Annotated in this window: 25 protein-coding genes and 1 tRNA gene; 14 read left to right on the top strand and 12 right to left on the bottom strand. The window is 31.8% G+C overall.

Annotation, left to right across the window (positions count from 1 at the left end):
- Positions 1–71: 71 nt before the first annotated feature.
- A complete protein-coding gene (locus AACL19_RS01100; RefSeq protein ID WP_339045988.1) occupies positions 72–221 on the bottom strand; it encodes a hypothetical protein in 150 nt (49 codons plus the stop codon).
- Between the two features lie 373 nt (positions 222–594).
- On the bottom strand, positions 595–1,851 hold the full coding sequence (locus AACL19_RS01095; protein ID WP_339045986.1) for an ankyrin repeat domain-containing protein: 1,257 nt from the start codon (positions 1,849–1,851) through the stop codon (positions 595–597).
- Between the two features lie 385 nt (positions 1,852–2,236).
- On the opposite strand from AACL19_RS01095, the gene AACL19_RS01090 reads away from it, so the two are divergent.
- The 3 genes from AACL19_RS01090 to AACL19_RS01080 all read left to right on the top strand — a co-directional run bounded on the left by AACL19_RS01090 (position 2,237) and on the right by AACL19_RS01080 (position 3,513).
- A tRNA-His gene (locus tag AACL19_RS01090) sits at positions 2,237–2,309 on the top strand.
- A gap of 34 nt (positions 2,310–2,343) precedes the next feature.
- Positions 2,344–2,661 (top strand): multidrug efflux SMR transporter, encoded by a 318-nt coding sequence (locus AACL19_RS01085; RefSeq protein WP_339045984.1) that lies wholly within the window; start codon positions 2,344–2,346, stop codon positions 2,659–2,661.
- A gap of 39 nt (positions 2,662–2,700) precedes the next feature.
- Positions 2,701–3,513 (top strand): cell division protein FtsQ/DivIB, encoded by an 813-nt coding sequence (locus AACL19_RS01080; RefSeq protein WP_339045982.1) that lies wholly within the window; start codon positions 2,701–2,703, stop codon positions 3,511–3,513.
- 862 nt (positions 3,514–4,375) lie between these two features.
- On the opposite strand, the gene AACL19_RS01075 is transcribed toward AACL19_RS01080, so the two are convergent.
- From AACL19_RS01075 to AACL19_RS01050, 6 genes are all read right to left on the bottom strand, one after another.
- A complete protein-coding gene (locus AACL19_RS01075) occupies positions 4,376–5,386 on the bottom strand; it encodes a COX15/CtaA family protein (RefSeq protein WP_339045980.1) in 1,011 nt (336 codons plus the stop codon).
- Between the two features lie 298 nt (positions 5,387–5,684).
- Positions 5,685–6,956: a glycosyltransferase family 2 protein gene (locus tag AACL19_RS01070; RefSeq protein WP_339045978.1), complete on the bottom strand. Its 1,272-nt coding sequence runs from the start codon at positions 6,954–6,956 to the stop codon at positions 5,685–5,687.
- Positions 6,956–7,435: a hypothetical protein gene (locus tag AACL19_RS01065; RefSeq protein WP_339045976.1), complete on the bottom strand. Its 480-nt coding sequence runs from the start codon at positions 7,433–7,435 to the stop codon at positions 6,956–6,958. The genes AACL19_RS01070 and AACL19_RS01065 overlap by 1 nt, the downstream gene beginning before the upstream one ends.
- Positions 7,435–7,932: a hypothetical protein gene (locus AACL19_RS01060; RefSeq protein WP_339045974.1), complete on the bottom strand. Its 498-nt coding sequence runs from the start codon at positions 7,930–7,932 to the stop codon at positions 7,435–7,437. The genes AACL19_RS01065 and AACL19_RS01060 overlap by 1 nt, the downstream gene beginning before the upstream one ends.
- Entirely contained in the window at positions 7,932–8,156 is a 225-nt protein-coding gene (locus tag AACL19_RS01055) for a F0F1 ATP synthase subunit C (protein ID WP_410519861.1), read from the bottom strand. The genes AACL19_RS01060 and AACL19_RS01055 overlap by 1 nt, the downstream gene beginning before the upstream one ends.
- A gap of 61 nt (positions 8,157–8,217) precedes the next feature.
- Positions 8,218–8,955: a F0F1 ATP synthase subunit A gene (locus AACL19_RS01050; RefSeq protein ID WP_339045972.1), complete on the bottom strand. Its 738-nt coding sequence runs from the start codon at positions 8,953–8,955 to the stop codon at positions 8,218–8,220.
- A 299-nt stretch (positions 8,956–9,254) separates the two neighbouring features.
- On the opposite strand from AACL19_RS01050, the gene AACL19_RS01045 reads away from it, so the two are divergent.
- Positions 9,255–10,505, top strand: coding sequence for an MFS transporter (locus tag AACL19_RS01045; protein ID WP_339045970.1), 1,251 nt, complete (start codon positions 9,255–9,257; stop codon positions 10,503–10,505).
- Positions 10,506–10,895: 390 nt separating this feature from the next.
- Here AACL19_RS01045 and lepA read toward each other — a convergent pair whose 3' ends face one another.
- Positions 10,896–12,683: a translation elongation factor 4 gene (gene lepA / locus AACL19_RS01040; RefSeq protein ID WP_339045968.1), complete on the bottom strand. Its 1,788-nt coding sequence runs from the start codon at positions 12,681–12,683 to the stop codon at positions 10,896–10,898.
- Positions 12,684–12,898: 215 nt separating this feature from the next.
- Between lepA and AACL19_RS01035 the strand changes: the two genes are divergently transcribed.
- The 7 genes from AACL19_RS01035 to AACL19_RS01005 all read left to right on the top strand — a co-directional run bounded on the left by AACL19_RS01035 (position 12,899) and on the right by AACL19_RS01005 (position 19,662).
- Complete coding sequence (locus AACL19_RS01035; RefSeq protein ID WP_339045966.1) at positions 12,899–13,678, top strand: hypothetical protein; 780 nt, start codon at positions 12,899–12,901, stop codon at positions 13,676–13,678.
- A gap of 109 nt (positions 13,679–13,787) precedes the next feature.
- Positions 13,788–14,783 carry a DUF1761 domain-containing protein gene (locus AACL19_RS01030; protein ID WP_339045965.1) on the top strand — a complete coding sequence of 332 codons (996 nt, stop codon included), beginning with the start codon at positions 13,788–13,790 and terminating at the stop codon, positions 14,781–14,783.
- A gap of 78 nt (positions 14,784–14,861) precedes the next feature.
- Positions 14,862–15,485 carry a superoxide dismutase gene (locus tag AACL19_RS01025; RefSeq protein WP_339045963.1) on the top strand — a complete coding sequence of 208 codons (624 nt, stop codon included), beginning with the start codon at positions 14,862–14,864 and terminating at the stop codon, positions 15,483–15,485.
- A gap of 118 nt (positions 15,486–15,603) precedes the next feature.
- Complete coding sequence (locus AACL19_RS01020; RefSeq protein ID WP_339045961.1) at positions 15,604–15,891, top strand: co-chaperone GroES; 288 nt, start codon at positions 15,604–15,606, stop codon at positions 15,889–15,891.
- Between the two features lie 64 nt (positions 15,892–15,955).
- On the top strand, positions 15,956–17,608 hold the full coding sequence (gene groL / locus AACL19_RS01015) for a chaperonin GroEL (protein WP_339045959.1): 1,653 nt from the start codon (positions 15,956–15,958) through the stop codon (positions 17,606–17,608).
- 253 nt (positions 17,609–17,861) lie between these two features.
- Positions 17,862–18,941: an ankyrin repeat domain-containing protein gene (locus AACL19_RS01010; protein ID WP_339045957.1), complete on the top strand. Its 1,080-nt coding sequence runs from the start codon at positions 17,862–17,864 to the stop codon at positions 18,939–18,941.
- A 73-nt stretch (positions 18,942–19,014) separates the two neighbouring features.
- A complete protein-coding gene (locus AACL19_RS01005; protein WP_339045956.1) occupies positions 19,015–19,662 on the top strand; it encodes an alpha/beta hydrolase in 648 nt (215 codons plus the stop codon).
- Here the strand turns inward: AACL19_RS01005 and purN are convergent.
- Positions 19,648–20,265, bottom strand: a complete 618-nt coding sequence (purN, locus tag AACL19_RS01000; protein WP_339045954.1) for a phosphoribosylglycinamide formyltransferase — start codon at positions 20,263–20,265, stop codon at positions 19,648–19,650. The two genes, AACL19_RS01005 and purN, sit on opposite strands and share 15 nt — an antisense overlap.
- Entirely contained in the window at positions 20,266–21,759 is a 1,494-nt protein-coding gene (locus AACL19_RS00995) for a leucyl aminopeptidase (RefSeq protein ID WP_339045952.1), read from the bottom strand.
- Between the two features lie 133 nt (positions 21,760–21,892).
- Between AACL19_RS00995 and yajC the strand changes: the two genes are divergently transcribed.
- On the top strand, positions 21,893–22,312 hold the full coding sequence (gene yajC, locus AACL19_RS00990) for a preprotein translocase subunit YajC (RefSeq protein ID WP_339045951.1): 420 nt from the start codon (positions 21,893–21,895) through the stop codon (positions 22,310–22,312).
- 112 nt (positions 22,313–22,424) lie between these two features.
- Positions 22,425–23,261, top strand: coding sequence for a hypothetical protein (locus tag AACL19_RS00985; protein ID WP_339045949.1), 837 nt, complete (start codon positions 22,425–22,427; stop codon positions 23,259–23,261).
- 53 nt (positions 23,262–23,314) lie between these two features.
- On the opposite strand, the gene AACL19_RS00980 is transcribed toward AACL19_RS00985, so the two are convergent.
- Positions 23,315–24,343 (bottom strand): extracellular solute-binding protein, encoded by a 1,029-nt coding sequence (locus AACL19_RS00980; RefSeq protein ID WP_339045947.1) that lies wholly within the window; start codon positions 24,341–24,343, stop codon positions 23,315–23,317.
- A 151-nt stretch (positions 24,344–24,494) separates the two neighbouring features.
- On the opposite strand from AACL19_RS00980, the gene acpP reads away from it, so the two are divergent.
- Positions 24,495–24,791 (top strand): acyl carrier protein, encoded by a 297-nt coding sequence (acpP, locus tag AACL19_RS00975; RefSeq protein ID WP_339045945.1) that lies wholly within the window; start codon positions 24,495–24,497, stop codon positions 24,789–24,791.

Here is a 24,791-nt window from a genome sequence, read left to right as displayed (position 1 = left end):
AAAAAGAAATTTCAATATTTATAACCCAAAAATTTATTTCATCTCATACTCCTGTAATTAAAAAGAAAAATTTAAATATTAAGTAGAATTTTTACTGAGTTATTGTTTATTTTGGATATATTGTGTTGATTTTTTAATCGACCTATTGTTGATTTAGTGCCAATCTGGAGAAAAAGCACGTGTACAACATCAGAGAGAGGAGCGTTTTTAGCCCTTTTCACGGATTCCCACCATGAAAGGACTACCAATTGATAATTGGAAGCGCTATAGTCGTATGTTTTAAAGCATATGACCACAAAGGTATCAATCTTGTTTTAAGAAAAAATCTTAAAATAGCTAAAACTATTCAGTAGGTCGCCAAAGATCCTATTCAATATATTCAGATCTTCTTTTCCTATACATCTGCCACTTTAAAGGCCGCCTCTACAGCCTCAATCTCTCCAGATTGGCTCTCTCTTTATATCATATACATTTATTACCATGGAAGCAGAAAATTTGCAGAATTTTATTATTTTTTCAAAAATTTTTCAAAAACCACCCATATTTAAAACCTAATAAATTTAGAGGCTCTATACAAAATTTCCCAACTTAAACTCATGCAATATTCTTGCTTTGTACAGAAGCTGCTTCTGGCTGAGGTTCAGCTAATGCAGCACTTGGCACTTCATAAATATTTTTTAATTTGTTTAAAAACACATCTGCTTTTTTACTAAGAGCTAATAATACATTATCAAAATTTAATTCATTTAGATTCAAATATGATGATATTTCTTGTATTATTTCATTAGGTAGTTTTACACACTCATCTTTTGTTTTACCAGTTACTTTACTATCAACTAGTACTGCTTTGGTTACTTTAATACCATCTTTTGATTCTAACAATAGCTTTATAGCCTTTTTATTATTTGTATGAAATTTTAAAAATTTTAGAGTGATATACTCAATAAAACCTAACACACACTCAGGTATAAAAGATAATTGCTCATCAGAGCTATATTTTTCCTTAATTGTTTTGAACTCTTCAATTAATTCTTGTCCATTAGCTTTACTGTTTATGTAACTAGCAATAACTTTTGCATTTTCCTTCTTATCCTGATTTCTATATGTCTTTACCAATCTACTTAAATTAGGCATTGCTTCGATTTCTTCAAATGCTGCTAAACAACTTTTGAGATAGGGTTCTGTGTTTATTTGATTTCTATCACACTCAGATTCTTTATTTACATCAGCACCGAAAAGTAGAAGTAGGAAGAAACTTTCTAGAGGTTTTGTCCATATAGTATAAGATGATATAAGTGTGCTACCACAATTACCTATGGTATTAATATCTGATCCATGTTCTAAAAGCAGCCTTACTGTTTGTGGATCTGCATTAGGATACATTGCTCTATGCAAAGGAGTGTATTTGTGAATGTTTTGGATGTGAACATTCACTCCCTTATCTAAAAGTAATTTTACTAAATTTCCTAGCCCTTCACAAGCAGCAGCATGTAGAGGTGTTGATCCGTGCTGATCCTTAGCATGTATATTTGCACTCTTTTCTATAAGAAATATTGCAGCTTCCTCATGCTTGTTTTCAATAGCTCCATGTAAAGGTGTCGCGGTTGGTTTTCCTTTTTCACCACCATTATTAATATCTGCACCATGCTTTAGAAGTAGTTCTACGACTTCTTTCTTCCCTTGTTCAGCAGCCCAGAGCAAAACTGTTAGTTTATGGAACCAATTATCCACAGCGTTAGCACTTGCTCCTTTCTCTAGTAAAGAACGTACTTCCTCTATGTTTTTCTTGTATTCTTCACCATTTATACAGCATTTTTTAACTGCATTAATTAATTCATCATCAAGTGACATAAATCCCCCAAATTTATGATAGCAGTTAATATACAATGCTATGCTTATCAACTTATAAAGTGATATTTTATTTTCTTGTATTTAGATCTAATTTCTTTTGCTTAATTTGAAGATAGGCTATTCATCCTTAGCACTTTTAATGGTATAGATATTGTTTAATTTTTTGTATTTGTTTTTGCGCATTATCATGTATGTAGAAAAAGCAGACTCAATTTCTTTGTTAAGGGAAAGGAATAAGATCAAAATCCTATATTTTTTGATTATTTTGCTTACAATTTACTGCTTTAGCAGTTAGATGATTATCAAAAAATCTTTTAGTGGTTGTAAAAAGAAGTCGTTGACCATATTTATTGAATGTGTTATTAAGTTATTAACTTAAGAGATGGCGGGTGTAGCTCAGTTGGTAGAGCGTTAGTTTGTGGTACTAAATGTCGCCAGTTCAATCCTGGTCACTCGCCCGCATAGTAAAGAGACAAGTAAAAATTAGACTGTATGAATTGGTTATACTTATTAATTGCTGGAATTATCGAAATAATTTGGACTTTAGGGATAAGATATAGTGATGGGTTCACGCGTCTTTGGCCTACAGTTGGAGTAATGCTTACTACACCCGTTAGTTTGTATCTTCTTGCACTTGCTATGCGTTCTATTCCCCTAGGGACGTGTTATGCAGTTTGGACTGGTATTGGCTCCGTAGGTACAGCAATACTTGGAGTTGTATTGTTCAATGAGCCTAGCAATTTAGCACATGTTTTATGTATTTCCCTAATAATAATAGGGATCATAGGCTTAAAGTTGTTTGCGCATTAGGTAATATTGTAATTTGGGGGTATATGTTTAGAGTAGTTTATGAACAAAGAAGATGTAACTTATACACAAAAGAGCAAATTACGTGTTTTACATAAATATACTGCTATCGTTATTATTCTATTTTCACTTTCATTATTTTTTTCTAATTATCTAGGTAGAATAACTACCTATGTAAACTCTGTAGTTGCTAAGTGCAATAACAAATTATCTGATATATTGGTTAATTGGGGTTTGAGTATCAATACTATATCTTTACAAGGAAATCACTTTGTCAGTAAAGAAGAGGTCTTAGAATTTATAGATAAAAGCAAGCCCATTTTATTTATATCTTTACTAAAGATCAAGCGTAACATTGAATTGTCTAATAGGTGGATAAAGAATGTTGATGTTCAAAGAATATTACCAAACACTATAGCTATTAGTATAGAAGAATATAAGCCATTTGCTATTTGGCATCATGGCAATCAATTTTCGGTTATTGATTCTACAGGTTATGTGATTATTAATGATTATTATGTTGATGGGCTGGTTCTTATTTTTGGTAATAATGCTTTATCAGGATTAGATTTTGTAAAAGCAGTGGTAAACAGTAACACTGAACTTAGCCAACAAATAAGCTCTTTTAATTATATGCGAGATTGGAATATTATTTTTAATAACGGACTTGAAGTCAGATTATCACAAGATAACCCAAACGATGCATGGAATTGTTTAAACAAATTACACGGTGGATTAAACATAATGAAAAACAACTGGAAAGCGATTGACTTGCGTACTCAAAATAAAATTTTTATAAAAAAACAAAAAACATACCATCAGTTACAATCTATTAATTGTGATTTTCCTAAATAAATAATCACTTAGGTGTACAAGAAAAGAAATGATATAAATTTGAGAGGATTAATAGCAAAAGGGAAAAATTTGGAGATATTAATGCTATACAAATAATTATAGCAAATCCCATTAGCAACAGAACTATTAAAAGATACAGCTAAATTTATGAATAGGATAAAATTTTTCTAATTCTATGCTCTGTGAACAGCTATATAAGATAAAATATAAAACGTGAATTAATATGGACCGAATACATACAAGAGACAAAATAGGAACAAATTTTTGCATTCTTAAAAAGCAGGACAATAGTCCGATCTCACGCTTGGATATAACTGAAGATCAAGCCCCTAAAATTTACCCTAACATCAGGACAAAGGAACAAAATCTGATTAAAAATGGTTTCCACTGTATATGATATTTTGTAGCAAGTCTTAAAAACAAGAAATGCAAATTCCTCCAACAGGGAAGTGCAATGATTGTACAAGTAATTCAGAAAAATAAAAAATTTCAGCAGGATTTTTTGTAGATTTGATAAATGGTTTTTATGGGATTTTTGAATTTCATGGTTGTTCACAGAACCTAGTGGGTGGGCTATAAATTATGTGTACATCTTTTTTAAATTTTGATTTTTTCAAAGATTCACATATTGTAGAGCATAAAAGCTTTAGTTGTTATGGAGATGGTTTGTAGAACAAATGTTGAATTGCCTTTTTTTCTTGGAATACATCTATATTCTCAATATGATCCTTTATCAATATCAACTTCATGCATACACTATTAGAGTTTTGCTTATTATCTTAGCAAGTTTCTGCTTTTCCCAATACAGCTTTTAACCAATAGACTGCCAAATTGTATTTCATTTTTACTAGCTTTCCTGTTCCTACCAACATTTGTTTTGTTGCTTTAGTTTTACGCACTTTAGAATATATAAGTTCATTGCAAACGATATAAAAGCAAACACCTGATGCGCTGAGGCAAAAATTATCGGTACTTTTAGCAGCAGAGTTATTACTCCTAAAGTTGCTTGTACAACAAAGCATAGTAGTAGTATAAGCAAAGACTTCATTCTCCTATTTTTTACTGCTACAAATATAGCTATAATTATTATTATAAATGCTAAATTCCTATGTATAAATTGTACTGCCACACTATTTTGAAAAACATTAAGCCATTTTGGCTCCATAAAAAATAGGTCCCGTGGTATAATTTGATTGTCCATCAGTGGAAAAGTATTATAAATAAGCCCTGCATTAAGCCCAGCGACAAAAGCACCGTATATTATCTGTATAAAAGTTAAACTTAAGCTTAATATTAAAAGCACTATACTGCTGGTGCTAACTTCTACTTTATTTTTTTGACCCGTTATGTATCTTACAAATGCTAACCACAGCATAGAAAAAATAATAAGCGTTAAGGCCAAGTGCATAGCCAACCTGTAGTGGCTGACATGCGGCTGACTCACTAGCCCACTTTTTACCATGTACCACCCAGCGCAACCCTGTACAAGTCCTAATGTAAAGATTATGGATAATTTTATAATTAGTGCTTTAGGCAATTTTTTTTTTATAAAAAAATAGATAAACGGTATACAAAAAACAAGACCAGTAATTCTTGCAAGTAATCTATGTATGTATTCTATTAAATAAATTTTTTTAAAATCTTCTATATCAATATTATAATTAAAAATTTTATATTCAGGAGTTTTCTGATATTTTTCTTTTTCCAAAAGCCACTGATTTTCATTAAGTGGTGGCAATATTCCTGTTATTGGCTTCCATTCAGTGATTGATAAACCAGCTTTTGTAAGTCTTGTCACTCCACCAATAAATATCATTACAATGATCATTATGCAGCAAAAAAAAAGCCAAATGGCTACTGGCTCTTTTCTCATAAATGAAACCCATGTTTGGTTTTATTCCAATGCTGAGGAGATTTTATTAATTCCCAAAAAGCAATAACGCTAGCAATTGAATGTAGCAACCAATATATTGGAAAGATTATAGCTAACAAATAAAAGTTTGCTTTCATCTTTTTCTCTTTTATTACGGCAAAAAGAGTAACAGTATTTATGGTGTATGTAAAAATAAAGTAGTATAAAAACACTTGATTGAAGTATTGTATAGATATAAGAGATACGAGTAAAAATGGAGTGGTGAAGAAAGTAAAAGCTGTGCTTCCAACGAAAAAATTCAATAGTAAACTCCCTTTAGTCCAGTTACTTGATATAACTGTTTTAAATTTTTCATATGGACTATATAAGTTTTAATATAGCCCTTTATCCAACGAGCACGCTGTTTAATCCAAGCAAATATACTGATTGGTGATTCTTCCAAAGTTTCCGAGTCGATAACTTTAGTATAATATCCCATCGAAGCAAGTCTTAAACCAAGATCAGCATCCTCAGTAACGTTATATGCATCCCATGAGTGCACTTTTTTTAAAGCCTCCATCCTAAAATGATTACTACTACCGCCCAGGGGTATTGGTATATTAATTTTTTGCATACCAAATAATAGATAATGAAACCAGCTAGTATACTCTAAAGAAAAAAATTTTGTTAAAAGGTTATAATCACAGTTGTAATAACCAAGTCTTGCCTGCACGCATGCCAACTGACTATCTTCTTGCTTAAATTCAGCTAAAGCTTTTTTTAGCTGCAGATGATCTGGCATATCGTCGGCATCGTAGATAACAACGTATTCTCCTTTAGAGAAGCATAAGGCGTAATTACATGCCTTAGATTTTGTTTTAGGAAACGAATTTGGCACTATAATAGTTTTAAAATTTTCTGGTAAATTAAATTCCTTTAAGTTCTCTATAGTTTCTTTATCATCTTCCTCTACTATAAGTTTCACATCTAGTCTAGATTTTGGATAATCAATGTTACTTATGTTGTTAATTAACTGCTTAATAACTTTATTTTCATTCAAAATAGGTAAAAGTATTGTATATATTGGCAACTCATTATCATCTTCATACTTTGAGCTTGCTTTTTTATTGCAAAAACCAAGCAGAATTATTATATACCGAAATAATGTACTAGAAGAGGAAATAAATAATATAATTAGTAATGAAACTGCAGCAAAACCTTTTATTAAAGCCAAGGTAGAGATAAGAAGAGTGAATATTACGTAGATTATAGAACTAAGCTTTATATCTTTAGCTGAAAATCTATCATTTTTATAGTACAAATAGTTTATTGAAAATTCTGTATAGCCAAAGAAAGTGTTCAGGGAATCAATAATTTTATTATAATCTGATTTAAATAAAATGAAGTTATTGCTATATTTTTCTTTTAACCATTTTGTGGCTCGGTGATCAATATCACTTACTATAATAAAAGTAATATTGTTTAGCCTTTGCCAAGGCAATAAGCCAAATTTATAATAGTAAAGCTTATCATTAATACTCCAAATATCGTAATCTAACTTTATTTTGGATATATCAATTTCTCTGCACATTAATGCAATTTTTTACTTAAATTGCGTGATAAAGAAGAAATAACTTCACTATTATTGTTTTCGTCTCTTACATATTCTTGAATTAATTTTTCTGCTGTTTTTGCTGCAACTACTACTGAATCAGATATTAACTTTTGCACTGCTTCTGAAATTTTATTATCTATTTTAGAGATAATAAGATCTTGATAGCTATCAAGCATCTTTTCCATTTGTTTTTCCTTATTTTTTATAATCAAGTCTGCTTCATGGTTAGCATTTTTTATCATCCTTCTTATTTCTTCTTGAATATGCTTATTTTTTAGTAGTACAGAGTTTAGAAAAAATAATGACTCTTTTTCCACATTTAAAGAATCCTCTATTTTTGTATGAACACAGCTACGTTTTTTGCTTAAAAAATTACTGATAAACTTATAACCAGGTTTACATCCAAATATGCAAACCATAATAAATGCAAGAAGAATAATTGACGATGCAGACATTATAATGAACCTTCTTTAAATAACGAATTAGTAATAACTTTTAATTTGTCATAATCTTCAATATGAGAATTAACCAATTTTTCATAATAGATTGCAGCTACAGAAATTGCTATTTCTAAAAGCTGATTATGCACTTTTATCTTATAATTTTCTATTTCTTTATCAACCAAACCTAGCGTTTCAATAGCTTCAACATCTAATAAATTTTTCATGTTACACTCTAAAAGCTCAGCTTTTTTGACCGCATTACTTATAATTTTTGATGCTTCTAATTGTGTCTTTTGTAAGATTTGTGCTCGATTTTCTATCTTATACTCAGCAATAGCACAAAAGGAAGATGCATTACCTATTGCTTTATCAATTGTCTCATATCTTTTCCTTATTACAATTTCAATTTTTGGCAAAACAAGATGATTCAATACCAGATATAGTAAAAAAAAGAAGATAGTAAACCAAAATAATTGTGATAAATAAGTAGAGAAATCCAGTTGTGGCATTACTTAACTACAAATATTAACAATAATGCAATTATAAAAGCAAATAACCCCATTCCTTCAACTAAAGCTGCTCCGACATAAACATATGTTTTTAGCTTGCTTTCAGATTCAGGATTTCTTGCTATACCATTTAACATGGTAGAAAATATATTTGCAATACCAAGGCTAGCACCCAGCATTCCAAATACACTTAAGCCAATTGCTATATATTTTAAAGACTCCATACAAATTCCTTTAAATTAACTCAACTTTAATAAAAGTATATAATAACACACTTAAAGTCAATTAATGTTTGCTTACTGCATCTGAGAGATATACAGATGTAAGCGCCACAAATATATATGCTTGCAGAATGGCTATAAACACTTCAAAACCAATTAGCATCATAATAAACACAAATGGTAAAGGCACAAGAAATACATTTATTTGAGTAACAAAACTAGCTATTACTTTTATTATTGTATGACCTGTTACCATATTTGCTGCCAGACGAATTGCAAGACTTACAGGACGCGCAAGATAAGCAAACAGTTCGATAAAAATCATCACTGGAGCTAGCCATAAGGGAGTACCATGTGGTAGGAATATGCGTAAAAAACTTAGTCCCTGCTGCTTAAATCCAGTGATTGTTACATTAAAAAAAACTATCATTGCAAGAGCGAAAGTGATTATAATATGACTTGTTACAGTAAAACTCATAGGCAAAGGTAACATACCGACAATATTGCATGTTGCGATAAAAACAAATATTGTAAAAACTAGTGGTATATGCTTTAACCCTTCCTTTCCGCTACTACTCTCAAGAAGTGAAACAATAAACTCATAGACAAATTCCACTGCAGTTTGCCAATAATTAGGTATTATGGTAGCTTTTCTTATGCCAAATAAGAAAAAAGAAGCTGCAAGGATAACTGAAATTAACATGTATAGGGATGAATTTGTAAAATCTATATTATACCCAAACACAGTAGGTAATTTTATCACACTGAATATTTTAAACTGATCTAAAGGATTAATTGACAATTTAAATTTCTAAAAAATAAAGTTATTATATGTTAATATTTTGTCTGGCACTAGTCAATTCTCCAAGTAGCAAATTTTATATTTACAGAAGAAATTTAGTATCCATAAAACTTTTTTTTATTATAGAGGCCACCTGCAAGTAAATTTTTTATTTTTCGTGCTTTATTTAAAAACATATTTATTTTCATTAGTGTTCTTGTTATTATAGGAGATATGCAGCATTAAGAGCGTTATTTTCGGTCTGTAAAATCTCTGAAAATTTGCAGCATAAGTGATTAGTTTAGATTAAAAACATTACTATGGACAAGTTACAGGTTAAAAAAGTAATATTTCTCAGTATAATTTGCAATACTCTACTATGGTATGATTACATGCTTTTTGGTAGTTTAATTAGCATAATTAGCAACACTTTTTTTCCTAACAATGACTATTATGTTAGCCTAATTGCAGCCCTTGGTGTGTTTGCCGCTGGATTCTTGATGAGGCCTTTAGGCGCAATAATATTTGGTTATATTGGAGATAAATATGGAAGAAGGATAGCTTTGCTCTTTTCGATAATACTGATGTCAATATCCTCTATAACAATTGCTATAATACCAGGTTATCAAAAGGTAGGAATATTAGCTCCAATATTAGTAACTATACTACGCCTACTTCAAGGAATATCACTTGGAGGCGAAGCTGGCAATGCAACGTTCTTAATAGAACATGCATCTGGTGGAAAACGTGGATTTTTTGGTAGCATTGAAGTATTGAGCGCAATAATTGGCTCAGCTATGAGTTTAGCAGCTATACTTATATGTCAAAAAATATCTAATTTTGATTCTTGGGGTTGGAGATTGCCTTTTGCTTTTGGTTTGTTTATAGGCTTAGTCAGCATCTATCTTAGGTATATACTAAGTGAAAGTCCTGCATACAAGATTAGTAAAAAGCATGATAAATTATCTAAATCTCCCTTTATGGAACTTATCAAATGTTATAAAAAACCTGTTCTTATAGCTGTAGGAATTGACATTGTTGAAAATGCATCGCTCTATATGTTTTTGGTATTTTTTAAAATCTTTATAGAAGGAGTTGCTAAATTAAATAATAATTTTCTCTATACAATTGAAATTATGAGTCAGGTCTCATTAGCAATATTGACACTATTGTTTGCAATGCTGTCTGACGTGGTAGGTAGAAAAAAAGTAATGATTCCAGCGTTCATAACGTTTACTATTATCAGTATACCAACACTGTTTATGCTAAGTAGTAGTAATAACTTAATTGTTACAGTAGCATATTTTATCTTTATGGTACCAATAGCAGCATCTTTAGGGCCAGTGAGTGCTACTATGTGTGAATTATTTCCAACAAGGGTAAGATACTGCGGTATGAGTTTGTCACGCAATATAGCAGCTGGATTTTTCGGAGGATTGGGTCCATTTATATGCACATGGCTTATGAAACAAATAAAAATCGGCCCTAGTTTCTACATGATTTTTTGTGCCCTGATAGGACTTATAGCTATACTGCAAATTAAAGATAAAGATCTTAAGGTTGACTTTTAATTTTTATTACTAAAATGGTAATAATTATCATTAATTTCCCCTTATTTGGCTTTGTCCTAGCTACACTATCTGCCCCATCAGCGTTTCTCTGCTAATATTGTATATTTTTAATACTTGCTGTACTTTTTTACAGATTGTAGTCTCCTATCCTCTCATCTCCCCCTTTACTTCAGCCTTATATACTACAACCATTCCCTTATCGATTGCTTTTTGCTCATCCATCATTTTTAACTTTAAAAAGATTTTTTCTTCTTACTTCCTATTATCCCTTATTTCTCGTAAGACTTGATATTAAATGAAGGAACCTATATTTATAAATAAAAAGTAAAAAAAGCAATACAATATTGGAGTAAATTTTTACATATTTAATATAACTTTTTTGTATTTTAGTTAATTATCAAGCTTGAGCGCTTGTATGAACACATTTTGTGGAATATTAACATTACCAACGGCGTGTAATCTCCTTTTACCCTTCTTTTGTTTATCAAGTAATTTCATTTTTCTATCTTTCCCACTGATCTTACCACCTGTAACATCTTTTCTATACGGATTTATGGTCTCACGGGCAATGATCTTGCTGCCAATTGCTGCTTGAATTGCAATTTTGTACTGTTGTCTTGGTATTAAATCTTTAAGACGAGAGCATATTTCTCTTCCTCTTTGTTCTACTCTACTTTTGTGGATTATACAGGCTAGAGCATCAACTGATTCACCATTGACTAAAAAGTTTAGTTTTTCTATTTGACTTTCGCGGTATTCGCTAAACTCCCAATCAAGGCTTGCATAACCTTTTGAAATCGATTTTAGCTTATCATAAAAATCAAAAATAATTTCAGATAAGGGTAAATTATATTTTACCAGTGCTGTGTTACCTATGTAAGATAAATCTTCTTGTTCTCCTCTTCTCTCGTTACATAACGTCAAAATTGATCCTAAATGTTCATCTGGTACCATAATGGAAGCAATGATCCATGGCTCTTCAACTGATAGTACTTTATTTGGTTCTGGCATATCACTTGGGTTATGTATATCTAGATTTTGTCCACTTTTCATTTTTACCTTATAGATAACGCTTGGTGCTGTCGCTGTAAGATCCAAGTCAAATTCTCTTTCTAGTCTTTCTTGTATGACTTCTAAATGCAGCATCCCCAAAAAACCACAGCGAAACCCATAACCAAGTGCATTTGATGATTCTGTGTCAAAAGTAAAACTTGCATCATTCAAATGCAACTTATTTAGTGCATCACGCAGATATTCAAAATCATCAGATGAATTTGGAAATATACTGCAAAAAACTACAGGGGTCGTTTGTCTAAATCCTGGTAGGGCTTCAGCACATGGTCTTTTTTCTTCAGTAATTGTATCTCCCACCCTGCAGTCAGCAACTTCTTTAATTGATGCCGTAATAAAACCAATTTCTCCAGCTGATAATTTTTCTGTCATGACTTTTTCAGGTGTAAAAATGCCAATGTTATCTATTTGATATGTAGAATTATTTGACATCATAACTATTTTCATGCCTTTAGTAAGTGTACCATTTTTAACTCTAACGAGAATTATCACTCCCAAATAAGCATCATACCAACTGTCAACCAAGATCGCCTGCAAAGGAGCGCCTACGTCACCTTTTGGCAGTGGCAGCTTTTTTACTACTGCATTTAGTACATCTTTTATACCCAAACCAGTTTTAGCCGAAATTAAAACTGCATCACTTGCGTCGATACCAATTATTTCTTCAATTTGTGATTTTACCCTCTCAGGATCAGCAGCAGGTAGATCAATTTTATTGAGCACAACTATAATTTCATGGTTGTTATCAAGAGCTTTATATACATTTGCCAAAGTTTGTGCCTCAACTCCTTGGCTGGCATCAACAACAAGCAGTGAACCCTCACATGCTGCTAAACTTCTGCTTACTTCATAGGAAAAATCAACATGCCCTGGCGTATCCATAAGGTTAAGATAGTATGTATTACCATCATCTACTGCATATTTAAGTCTCACCGTTTGTGCCTTAATTGTAATCCCACGTTCGCGTTCTATATCCATAGAATCAAGGACTTGATCTACCATCTTTCTTGCCTCCAGGCCATTGCAATATTCTATTAAACGGTCAGCTAAAGTAGATTTGCCATGGTCTATATGAGCAATAATGGCAAAATTCCTAATGTTATTCATCTTACGTTATTTCCAATATTTTAAAGTCTTACATCATTATACTGCATAAGTCACTCAAGTTGTTTTATTCCCTCTTTTTATTAGATATAAGGTTATAATTTATACTATTTTAATTATAAATTTTTACTATTAGTTTATTTTTTTAATTAAATTCTTGACAAGAAATCATTAATATATTAATGCCTAAATTATAATAAATAACTCAAATCCTCAATATGTCAGATCATGAATACATTGAGAAAATCATGTTTAATAAGATAACTCCAGAACAACTAAGAGAGAATATAGATAATGGCCAATATGAAATTAAAAATTTGAGTTATGAGGAGATTAGTGAAGTAGATATAGCATTTAATTTCATGAATTTAGGTCATAGTCTAAACATTGCTATTATTGGTAATGATTTGGAGATTATAAAACTCATCCTCGAAAAAAGAGGCAAACCTTTAAATCAAAAAGATGTAAGAGAAAAACATTATTTCGATCTTGATAGCAGCACCATTAGTTTTACGCATACTCTCCATGCTGCTATAGCACGTCTTATACCAAACCAACATTATTGTAACACTGATCAAGAGAGAAAAAAAATATTGAAAAACATAAACTGTAAAATCATTGAATTATTGGTTAAAAACGGCGCTGAAGTTGTAAATGATCCTAAGTATAGTACCTTGCATTACGCAGTTGAAACAAAATGCACTGAACTTATTCAATTAGTTATTGGTTGTGGAGCTGAATATGTGGAGGGTAAGAGAAGGTCAATCCACTCTCCCAAGGAAAAAAGCACTGAAGAATTAGCTGAGGAAACTCAGTGTAAAGACATAATTGAGTTAATTTTTCAGCAAAAAGAAAAAATTGGATCAAAGTGTTCAAAACTTATTCAATCGTTTATTAAGAATGGCACTACATATCCGTTAGACAAGGGAAGGTGTACTAAAAATAAAGTTTTAAATAAATGTACTGTTGAATTAATCTCTGATCATCTGATCAGGTAAATAACAATCTTAAAATACATTAGTGAAATAGAAAAATTGTATCTTTAACTTGATTTTATTGTAATTTATGTTAATTTACTAATTAATTATTTTAGTAAAAGGTAGTAATGTGGGGGGAGGATTAAAAAATCATCTTAGAGAGGAAGGATATAAATATCTAAATGCAGGTCATAGTAAAGAGGGCTTAGGTCAGTACTTATCTAGATGTCGTAGTAATTATCAAAGTAATCAGCATCAACAGCAGAGTCCATCAAATGATGATCAAAACCAACCGCAAGCCTCAAGTAATACCAGTCAAGCTACATCTAATACACCTATAATACAACCAATTATTATTGAACAAAAGTCAGGATTTGATTTTTGGGACATTATGCTTTTATCTTGCCTTTGGGGGCGTGGTGGCAATACAACTAATATATATAATTACAACGTTCCTAATTCTAATCGTAAAAACAATGGATCTAACGATCGAGTGCTTGGATCATGCATTGCTGCTTTTTGTTTAATTTTTGCAGCAGTGATGTCTTACTTTTTACTATCATATGCTGTGTATAAAATAAAAAATGCTAAGCTAGAAAATAATAAGCATTCTGTGCCAGCTGCTATTGGTCTTGGGATATTTTCATTTAGTGTTTCTGCAACTTTAATACTTTTGCTTTCAGGCATGATTGTGCCAAATTTAGAGCGTGCTATGGGGATAAGTAGTGGAGCTTTCACAGGGTTCCAGGTGATAACTGGGTTAAATGCTGTAATATTTGGACTGGGCGCAGTTCTGTTTTTCTATTTAGCTATAAATAAAGCAAACAAAAAAGCACTAGTTGATAGGGAAGTTGATTTAATAATTAGTTGTGGTAGGTGTTCACCAAGTTATGGCACATCGGGTAGTCAGTATGGAGAGCAGCAACCTCCTCAAAATGAACAATATCAAATGGGGCATAATCAACAATATCCATCAGCTCCACCTTCTTATGAAGAATCGACTAGCAATGGTCAGTACTATGATCAACCAGGGACTAGTGGATATAGTCCATATCAAAATCAGCAGCCATATCTCAGTAATTCTGATTCTAAGCAACATAGCTCTAATAAAACTCATTTATTATAACGTTGCTGTAGCGTTTTACTTGCTCATTGTTACTGAAAGGTATATGTTAGTTATGTAAAATTTAAGAAATGAGGCATTATGACATTCAATTTACCAGACCTTCCATATGGTGAAAATGCTCTAGAGCCTTATATATCGGCTAAAACTATGAGTTTTCACTATGGGAAACACCATAAGGGCTATGTAGATAAGCTTAATTTGTTGCTAGAGGAAAGAAAAACGGAATATGAAGGGCGGTTTACGGGCAATGAAGAAGATTTAAAAATCTTAATAAAGGAAACGCATAATAATAGTTCTAAGGCACCTATATTTAATAATGCAGCTCAAGTTTGGAATCACACTTTCTATTGGCAATCGATGAAAAAAGGTGGTGGTTCCGCTCCACAAGATGGAAGTGCAATTGCAAGAAAGATAAGAGATGATTTAGGAGGAATGGATAAATTCACTGAAACTTTCGCTGAATATGGAGCTAATCAATTTGGTAGTGGTTGGGTGTGGTTGGTTTTAGAAAATAATAAATTAAAAATTGTTAAAACCTCAAATGCAGAACAACCGTCACCTGAGCAGGTTCCACTTTTAGTTATGGATGTTTGGGAGCATGCATATTACCTAGATTGCCAAAATCGTCGTGTTGATTATATATCGGTTTTCCTAAAACATTTAGTTAATTGGGATTTTGCTGATAAGAATTTAAGTATTTAATTAATATTTTTTAATAATTTTAGAAAAAGGCCTTGAAATGAAAATGGCTAATATGTATATTAGTCTTGTACTTCAAGTGAAGTAATGTTATTAAAAGTTTGTTAAGGGAGAAATTAGAATGTTGAAAATGTTAGATGATAATGTATTAATTCAACCTCTTGATGAAGAAGAAAAATCTAGTGGTATTGTATTACCAGACTCAGCAAAAAAGAAACCAACAAAGGGTGAAGTTAAAGCTGTTGGTCCTGGGGGGCGTAATGCACAAGGTGAGCGCATGGCTTTAACTGTCAAAGTTGGTGATAAGGTTTTTTATCGTCAATGGGCTGGAACGGAAGTTGAATTGCAGGATGACAAGTTAGTTGTTATGAAAGAGTCTGATGTACTTGCTATTGTAGAAGGGAAGTAATTTTCTTTCCGATATCTTAAAGATATTTATTTTGTTAATTTTTTTATATTAAGGAGTGATAAAGATGGCTAATATTGTAGTGTCGGGAGAACGTTTACAAAAAGCTATACGTGAAGTTGCATCAATTGTTGATACAACAGTTGGTATTACTGGTGGGCCAAAAGGACGTACGGTTGCAGTTGATAAACCATATGGTACACCAGAGATCACAAAAGATGGCTATAAAGTAATGAAAAATATCAAGCCTGAAGACAAAACACAGGCTGCTATCATGTCTATATTTAACCAAAGTTGTTCTCAGTGTAATGAGAAAGTAGGTGATGGTACAACAACATGTTCTATATTAACTGTATTTGCAGTAAAAGAAGCTACGAAATGCATAGTAGCTGGTGCTAATTCTGTTGGGTTAAAAGAAGGAATGCTAAAAGCGAAAGATGCAGTACTTGAAGTGCTAAAAGCTATGTCACGTAATATTTCTTCCTCAGAAAAAGAAATTGCTCAAGTAGCGACAATCTCTGCAAATGGAGATAAAAATATAGGTGATAAAATTGCTGATTGTGTAAAAAGAGTTGGTAAGGAAGGTGTTATTACTGTTGAAGAGAGTAAAGGGTCTGAAGCTTTGGAAATTGAAGAAACTAAGGGCATGCAATTTGATCGTGGATATATTTCTCCTCATTTTACTACAAATAAGGAAAAGATGATCGTTGAATTTGAAAATCCCTATATTTTAGTAGCAGATAAAAAGATAAGCTCAGCACAATCGCTACTACCTATTCTTAATGAAGTAGCACAATCTGGAAGGCCATTATTTATTATTGCAGAAGATGTTGAAGGAGAAGCGTTAAATATGCTTGCTCTTAATGTATATTTACAAAAAGTCAAAGTGGCTGCTATTAAGGCCCCTGGGTTTGGTGATAGAAGGAAAGAGATGCTTGAAGATATAAGAATCCTATCTGGTGCAAAACATGTCATTAGTGACGAGTTAGCAATAAAGATGGAAGATTTAAAATGTGATAATCTAGGAAGCGTTAAAAATATTAAAGTTACTAAAGATAATACTATAATTGTTAGTAAAAAAGATAAAGATGACAAGGATATAAAAGCACGTACTGAACAAATTAAAACACAAATTGCAGCATCTACTTCTGATTATGATAAGGAAAAGTTACAAGAGCGCCTAGCAAAACTTATAGGTGGTGTTGCAGTACTTAAGGTTGGTGGTGCAACTGAAGTAGAAGTAAAAGAGCGTAGAGATAGAGTAGAGGATGCATTGCATGCAACTAGGGCTGCTATTGAAGAAGGAATAGTTGCAGGTGGTGGTGTTGCTCTATTCTATGCTGCTAGTGCACTTGAAACTGTAAAAGGTAAAGATCATGATGAACAAACAGGTATTGAAGTTATAAAGAAGGCTTTAGCTGCTCCAATCAGACGCATAATTAAAAATTCTGGTGAGGAAGGTTCTATAATTTTAGATCACTTATCAAATCAAGGCGATCAAGATCTCATTTATAATGTTGAAACTATGAATTATGCAAATGCTTTCACATCTGGAGTTATTGATCCTGCTAAAGTAGTTAGAGTTGCGTTTGAAACCGCAATATCTGTTGCTAGTACACTCATTACTACACATGCATTTCTTGTTGATGTGCCAAGTAAAGATGAAAATAACAATATGGGTGCTGGCGCAGGTGGTATGGGTATGGACGGAGGGTTCTAAGTCACTGTATCCTAAAAAGAACAAGTACAGCTGTACTTGTTCTTTTTTTCATTTCTACTGATTTTAATTTTCGGTAGTCTTTTAGTAAAATTTGCTTATCAAAGAAAGTTAGCATTATAGAATAAAGTTTTTTATCTTGTACTCTTATTTGGATAATTATAACTTTAAGCTAGAATTTAATTAAACTGTTCTCTTTTTAAGTGAAATTAAAGATTTTTACTTTAAAATAAAGTATCTTTAAGTTTTACAAAAAATGACAATTATTCACAAGTTATCAGAATATATAAAAAGTTTATTTTCTAAAAAATCTAGTATAACTATAGAAATTAATGTACATAAGCTACTAAGCTCTCCTTCACACATTGGAAAGATAAATCATAAAAGTGAAACAGAATTCATAAAGCTACTTGAGGGTATAAGCAAGAATAAGTTTGATAGTTCTTATATAGCTCAAGATTTAGCAGAAATTTTGAATGTAAATAACTACTCTATAAATGTTGAGAAATTAATTAATCTCTTAAAAAGAGAGCATAGTCGAGAAGCTATTTTTAATTTATTAAGGATAGATAATGAATATATTACAACCGAAGAAGGATTTAAACGGCTCATATTAAAAAATATCAAGCAAAGTCCTGAAGTAATAGAAGATTTATTAAGTAACACTGAGGCAAGTAAATTACTCTTTAAGCACATTAATAGTGAACGCTTACTCAATTATGCAATAAAATGTAATGAGGACAAAATAGTAGAACTTTTAATAAAAAACGGCGCTCCTGTTGATATATCAACATTATATTATTCTATAAAATATGGGAAATTTGAAATATTTGATTCCTTGATAAAAGTTGTTAAAAATAAGCTCTTAATAGGTAAAAAGTATCATGAGCTCTTTGATTCTGCAGTAAAATGTAAAAGACATGATATAATTCATATAATGTTATGTGATATTGATATAAACTTAAAGCATAATAAAGATCAGACACTTCTTCATCACGCAGTTGAATTAGAAAATCTTGAAATAGTTAAGCGACTAATAAAAAAGGGTGCAAGATTAAACTGTGTTGATCAGAATGGTTGCACGCCACTAAATTTAGCAATAAAGTCTCGTAATGTTGACATTACTAACTCACTGTTGGATGTGTGCGCTGATATAAGATATACTTATTCTCCTAGTAAGGAAAATACTATACAAGTTTACACTGAAGAAGATTACAAATTTCTTATTCCACTGTTGAACAAGAGAAATGATCCATGGGTGATGCAAAAAAATCCTGATACTACTTTACAACAGGTAAGTAATACTAACTTATTTCAAAGAATATCAGTTGTATGATTCACAATTTTAATATTTATTGAATAAATCTAAATAATAAGTAACCTTTAAGAGTTAAGTATTTTTATAGGCTATGGTTGAAATAAGTGGTCCTGAATTCTGCTTAGATAAGTCAGCGGAAAATTTAGTAATTTTACTACATGGGTGGGGTGCAAGCGGTAACAATTTTATTGAAATTGGCAAAGCAATGAGTAAATTTTTGCCAAACTCTTTTTTTGTTGCACCAAATGCTCCATTTGAGCGTGAAGTTGGTGGCTATCAATGGTTCAGCTTAGAGGATAGAAGTGAGGTCGCTATACTTACTGGCATAAAAAAAGCAGCTGATATCTTAAATGATTTTATTGATATGAAGCTTAAGAGTTTTGGTTTTAGTGAAAAGCAATTATCTTTAGTTGGTTTTTCACAAGGAGCGATGCTTGCTCTTCATACATCTCTTCGTCGCTCTAATCCTTGCTCTTCAGTTGTTGCATATTCAGGAAGACTAGTAGCACCATCAAAACTGCCTAGAGAATTAAAGTCAAAGCCTAATATATGCATAATTCATAGCAGAGATGATGTGGTTGTTCCTTTTACTGCTTTTGAAGCAGCAGTAGAAGCTTTAACTAGCAATAATATAGAAATAGAAAGTCATCGTTTAGATGGGATAGGGCATACTATTGATAATAAAGGAATAAAGCTCGGAGCTGAATTTATTAAACAATACTTTTCAAATCAAACTTAGCACCTCACTTGATGTTGCGATATTATTTTTCAATATGATCTTATTTTCTGCAATCAGTTTTACAGAATGCGGGTAACATATATGCTCCACTTTTAAGATACGTTCAGATAGAATTGCTACATTATCGTTTTGTAACACTGGAACTGCTGCTTGAAAAATTATAGGTCCAGCATCTACTTCAGGAACAACATAATGTACAGTGCATCCAGTAATTTTAACACCTGCATCTAATGCTTGCCTTTGTGCATTTAAACCTTTAAATGCGGGAAGTAAAGAAGGATGAATGTTAATTACTTTACTTTTCCACTTCCTTAAGAAATCAGCACTAAGTAATCTCATAAAACCTGCAAGGCAGACTAAGTTAACATCATAACTATGTAATATTGTGTTAATTCTATATATATCTAAAGGATTATTTTCTACTTCAAAGGTTAAAATATTATGCTTTCTAGCGGACAACATTCCTTGTGCATCAGGGTTATTTGAAATAACGCATTCAACTTGAGCTGGAAAATTATCATCTAAGCAAGCATTTACCAGAGCTTGCATATTAGAACCTCTTCCAGAGATTAGTACCCCTAACTTAATTTTTTTTACGGGCATTTAATTTTCGTAATATTTTGCAACAAGCCTATTTAATAATCTAACACCAAAACCAGTTGCCCCTTTTGGACATATATATGTACCTTCCTTATTCCAAGCTGTACCTGCAATATCCAAGTGAGCCCAAGCAGTATTATATACAAAACGCTGTAAAAACTGAGCAGCTGTAATACTATCTGCACCAGAACCAACTGTGACAATGTTTTGCATATCAGCAACTGGAGAATCAATCATTTTATTATACTCTTCACTCAGAGGAAATTGCCATAGCTTTTCGCCTGATTCATTGCCAGCATTGAGTAAGTTATTTGCTAACTCTTCATTATTTGAAAACAGCCCTGCATACTGATTATTTCCCAAGGCAACTACTATGGCACCAGTTAAAGTTGCTAGATTAATCATAACCTGTGGTGCAAACATCTTTTGCGTATACCAAAGAGCATCTGCAAGTACCAATCTGCCTTCAGCATCGGTATTTAGCACTTCAATTGTTTGTCCAGACATTGAGGTTACTATATCACTCGGTCTTTGGGCATTACCACCTATTGCATTTTCTGCAAGGGCAACTACTCCTATAGCGTTGACCTTGGCTTTACGTCCTGCTAAAGTACGCATAATACCCACCACCGCTGCGGAACCTGCCATATCATATTTCATTTCCCACATTCCACGTGCAGGTTTTAGAGAAATCCCACCAGTATCAAACGTTATACCCTTACCAACAAGGGCAATAGGCTTTTGATTCTTAGGTCCTCCATCCCATTTTATTACTACCAACCTTGACTCTTTTTCACTACCCTGACCAACTCCAAGCAGCGCACCCATCCCTTTCTTGCGCATGTCACTTTCGTTTAAAATTTCAACGTCTAAGTCAAGCTTAGAAAGCTCTTTTTTAATCTCCTGGGCATATGATTCAGGATACAATGTGTTTGGTGGCTCACTAACAAGAGAACGCGCCAAAAAAATACCTTGACCCTCTTCAATTAAATCGTTGTACAAGTTTTGTACATCTTTTAGATGATTTTCACTGACTAAAAGTGTGATTTTTTCTGGATCTATTGTTTCTTCCTTCACTTTAGTAATATATTTATCAAATTTAAAGCTGCGTAAAGATGCCCCATACGCAATATTTGTACTCAAATTTGGTTCATTGCCATCAATAAGAATAGCAGCCTGTTTCAGTTGTAATTCTTTAAGCTTAGAGTATATTATACCTCCACTGCTTAATGCTTTATTTTCATCCCACTCATCCTTTTTACCAAAACCTATAACCAATATTAATTGATCATTGTTGTCTTTGTTTTGCAGCGTTATTGGTAAAAATTCTCCAAATTTTCCAGTAAAATTACCAAAATTTTTAATGTAAGAGAGGACTTGTTCCTCATGCTCTTTCAAGCTACCTATATCACTAAACCCTTCAAATAACCCAATAACAACCACAGCTGCTTTTAAAAAAGAACCAATATTATAAGCTGTAAATACTACTTCAAGCATGTCTTGAATAAATCAATAATAGCTTAAGGATACAATAAGCTAATGCTTAATACAACAAGTTTTATTCGCGATAAATTACTTGACACCACTTTTTCTTACAATAAGCTAAATTTTTTATAGGGTTAGTTTATTTATGTTTTACTCTAAAGCTTTTGCTGCAGAGAATGCGAGTTCTTCAAGTATGATTGCTGGTTTTGTTCCCCTAATTTTAATATTTATTGTGTTTTATTTCCTTATAATTAGGCCGCAACAAAAAAAACTAAAAGAACATAATAAGCTGCTTGATGCAATTAAACGTGGAGACAAAATTGTTACTTCTGGTGGCATTATGGGGGTGGTGAGCAAGATTGATACAGCAAATTCAACTTTTTCAGTTGAAATAGCTCCTAAGGTTGAGATAAAAGTACTAAAGACAGCTATATCAGAAATCCTAGGCAAAGAACCAAACACAAATAGAAATAAGAAGATAAATAAGCAAGATCAATCAAAATCTAATGAAAACAAATTAAAAGATAAAGAAGAAAAAGAAGATAGTGAAGAAAAAAGTATTTAACTAAATTTTTCTTAAAATCCATATTAAAAAATTTCTATAATGTACTATAATTGTTGACCTGAAGCATTAAAATAGTTCTACTTAATTTTAAGTAATCATGGGGGGTGCTTAAATGACGTTATACATTGGTAGTAAATCTTATAATAACTCAAACAACTTAAGTGATTTACTTAATGTCATAAAAAGTTTTCCTTTCCAAAAAGAAGATTATTATTTAGATGATAGTAAATTATGTGCTATATTTTCTCATGATGATATTATTAACCTTGATGATGAAGATAGCTTAATATCACTGCAAAGTGATATTTTTTTAATTGTTAAAAATTTAACACCTCAGAGAATCATTCGTGTCACAAGAGATACAACAAAAGATTTTATTTTAGAGTTTCTATCTGCTCAACAAAATAAAATAGAAGTAATTATAGTAGGGGATAGCTGTATTGAAAATCAGTTTCATTCTGATATGGATGACAATACGCTTAAAGTACTAGATGTTTTAACTAATTATCAACATGGCAATATAGTGATTAATAATTATATTGCTAATCGAAGAAAAAAAATTAAAGTAGATCCAGAATTATATAGCACAGTTAATCTAGATTACAACACTGATGAAGACCATGATGCTGTACAAGTTAACACTTTAATTCGACAACAAGGGCAAACAGATAGTAGAAAAACTACCAATGAAATCAAAAATTCCCTAAACAGAAAGCCATTTATTTGTGGAAGCAGTACGACGCTAGTATTTTTAGCAGTAGCTACAATGCTACATTTTTCTTCTTCTAACTTTATTGCACAAATGGTTGCTCTGGTTTTTACAGCGACATCAATTTTTGCGGGATTAATAGTAGGACTAGTGATGCACTACTGTATAAAGCCAAATCAAAAATTAGAAGATATGAAACTTTCTAAAAGCATTGAGGAAGAGCAAATTATTAAAAATTAAAAGCAACAGCTAACCATTATCTGCTTCATTTATATCTGAAAATCACGGTTATTTTACTTCCACCCACATTGATCTGCTATCATTATAGATTCATTTAAGTATTTATCAAGCTCTTGAAGAGGTAGATCACTCTGTTTATAATGATCCCAAGCTTTTAGTATTTGTGAAACCTCAACATCATCCCTTATAGGATATTCGTGATTCATTTCTGTATATAAATATTGCGCCTTTTTGCTTACTAAAAATTCTAATAGCCTAATAGCATTATCCTTATTTTTTGCATTTTTTATCACCGCACCACCACTTATATTAATCATAGCTCCGTTGCTGTTCTGATTGGGAAAGAAAACTTTTAATCTCTCAGATGCTTTTTTATCATATGCTTTATCAGAGGCAAGTACTCTAGCAAAGTAATAGCTGTTAACAATAGCAATTGCTCCTTCACCTGCTGCTGCTGCATAGATTTGATCTATATCGCCACCACTTGGCTTTCTTGCAAAATTATAAACTAATCCTTTGATCCACTCTTTTGTATACTCTAAGCCGTCAGTTGCAATCATAAATGCAATAAGTGATTGATTATATGGACTGCTAGAGGAACGCGTAAGTATTTTTCCTTTCCATTTTGGATTCGCTAGATCTTCGTAATTACTAAGATTTCCAGCATCAACAAGTTCCTTATTATAAACTAAAATTCTTGTTCTTTTTGTTAAACCAAACCAATAATTATCGCCATCTCTAAAACTCTCTGGAATCGCATCTACAAGTATCTTAGACTCTATTTTAGATAGTAGTCCCCTTCTTTTTGCTGAAATTAAATTTGTTACATCAGCAGTTAAAAATAAATCACCATTGTTCTCATTTTCTATCCTTATAAGCAATTGAGCATAATCATCGTTAATATAATTAATTTTTATACCTGTTTCTTTGGTAAACTCATCAAACAATGAGTGCATTAATTCTTCTTTCCGTGTAGAGTACACATTGACTACTTCATCACTGCTGTTTAGTCTTTGATTTTGAAAATATATTGAAGTCAGGGTAACTAATAGAATTACAGTAGCAATGAAAAATTTTCTCATGTCTTTCTTACAGCTAAATGTTATTATTAAGGATTAAAATAGTAACTGTCAAGCTGACATGACATAAAGATTAAATTTAAAAATATTGCAAATGTATAAATATTTCTATACCATATATTAAAAATACCCATTTGATAAGTTGAGAGGATATATGGCTGAGCTAGATGCAATGAATGAAAGTGTAAAAACTGAAGATTCTTCAGAATCAAATGAAAGTATAGAAAGTAGGGTAAAGGAGATTATATCAAACCAATTTAAAAAAGATATAAGCCAACTTAGTACCTCTTCAACATTTAATGACCTCGGAGCAGATAGTTTAGATACAGTTGAGGTTATTATGGCTGTTGAAGATGCATTCAGCATTAGCATATCAGACGATGATGCACAAAAAATGCAAAATTTAGGTGATATAGTAAAGTATATAGAAAACAAACTAAAAAGCAATTAA

The organism is Candidatus Mesenet endosymbiont of Agriotes lineatus (assembly GCF_964019585.1).
In the GTDB taxonomy this organism is placed as follows: domain Bacteria; phylum Pseudomonadota; class Alphaproteobacteria; order Rickettsiales; family Anaplasmataceae; genus Mesenet.
The sequence above is the reverse complement of the archived record's forward strand: the minus strand, read 5'-3'. Positions and strand labels throughout refer to the sequence as shown.

What these genes read in the sequence shown, in the direction of transcription:
- AACL19_RS00980 (WP_339045947.1), bottom strand. Translation starts at nt 24,343, where the DNA reads ATGAGAAAATTTTTCATTGCTACTGTAATTCTATTAGTTACCCTGACT.
- AACL19_RS01080 (WP_339045982.1), top strand. Translation starts at nt 2,701, where the DNA reads ATGAACAAAGAAGATGTAACTTATACACAAAAGAGCAAATTACGTGTT.
- AACL19_RS01010 (WP_339045957.1), top strand. Translation starts at nt 17,862, where the DNA reads ATGACAATTATTCACAAGTTATCAGAATATATAAAAAGTTTATTTTCT.
- AACL19_RS01020 (WP_339045961.1), top strand. Translation starts at nt 15,604, where the DNA reads ATGTTGAAAATGTTAGATGATAATGTATTAATTCAACCTCTTGATGAA.
- lepA (WP_339045968.1), bottom strand. Translation starts at nt 12,683, where the DNA reads ATGAATAACATTAGGAATTTTGCCATTATTGCTCATATAGACCATGGC.
- AACL19_RS01035 (WP_339045966.1), top strand. Translation starts at nt 12,899, where the DNA reads ATGTCAGATCATGAATACATTGAGAAAATCATGTTTAATAAGATAACT.
- AACL19_RS00995 (WP_339045952.1), bottom strand. Translation starts at nt 21,759, where the DNA reads ATGCTTGAAGTAGTATTTACAGCTTATAATATTGGTTCTTTTTTAAAA.
- AACL19_RS01070 (WP_339045978.1), bottom strand. Translation starts at nt 6,956, where the DNA reads ATGTGCAGAGAAATTGATATATCCAAAATAAAGTTAGATTACGATATT.
- AACL19_RS01045 (WP_339045970.1), top strand. Translation starts at nt 9,255, where the DNA reads ATGGACAAGTTACAGGTTAAAAAAGTAATATTTCTCAGTATAATTTGC.
- purN (WP_339045954.1), bottom strand. Translation starts at nt 20,265, where the DNA reads ATGCCCGTAAAAAAAATTAAGTTAGGGGTACTAATCTCTGGAAGAGGT.
- AACL19_RS01065 (WP_339045976.1), bottom strand. Translation starts at nt 7,435, where the DNA reads ATGTCTGCATCGTCAATTATTCTTCTTGCATTTATTATGGTTTGCATA.
- AACL19_RS01025 (WP_339045963.1), top strand. Translation starts at nt 14,862, where the DNA reads ATGACATTCAATTTACCAGACCTTCCATATGGTGAAAATGCTCTAGAG.
- AACL19_RS01055 (WP_410519861.1), bottom strand. Translation starts at nt 8,156, where the DNA reads ATGGAGTCTTTAAAATATATAGCAATTGGCTTAAGTGTATTTGGAATG.
- AACL19_RS01075 (WP_339045980.1), bottom strand. Translation starts at nt 5,386, where the DNA reads ATGAGAAAAGAGCCAGTAGCCATTTGGCTTTTTTTTTGCTGCATAATG.
- AACL19_RS01060 (WP_339045974.1), bottom strand. Translation starts at nt 7,932, where the DNA reads ATGCCACAACTGGATTTCTCTACTTATTTATCACAATTATTTTGGTTT.
- AACL19_RS01005 (WP_339045956.1), top strand. Translation starts at nt 19,015, where the DNA reads ATGGTTGAAATAAGTGGTCCTGAATTCTGCTTAGATAAGTCAGCGGAA.
- groL (WP_339045959.1), top strand. Translation starts at nt 15,956, where the DNA reads ATGGCTAATATTGTAGTGTCGGGAGAACGTTTACAAAAAGCTATACGT.
- AACL19_RS01085 (WP_339045984.1), top strand. Translation starts at nt 2,344, where the DNA reads ATGAATTGGTTATACTTATTAATTGCTGGAATTATCGAAATAATTTGG.
- acpP (WP_339045945.1), top strand. Translation starts at nt 24,495, where the DNA reads ATGGCTGAGCTAGATGCAATGAATGAAAGTGTAAAAACTGAAGATTCT.
- AACL19_RS00985 (WP_339045949.1), top strand. Translation starts at nt 22,425, where the DNA reads ATGACGTTATACATTGGTAGTAAATCTTATAATAACTCAAACAACTTA.
- yajC (WP_339045951.1), top strand. Translation starts at nt 21,893, where the DNA reads ATGTTTTACTCTAAAGCTTTTGCTGCAGAGAATGCGAGTTCTTCAAGT.
- AACL19_RS01095 (WP_339045986.1), bottom strand. Translation starts at nt 1,851, where the DNA reads ATGTCACTTGATGATGAATTAATTAATGCAGTTAAAAAATGCTGTATA.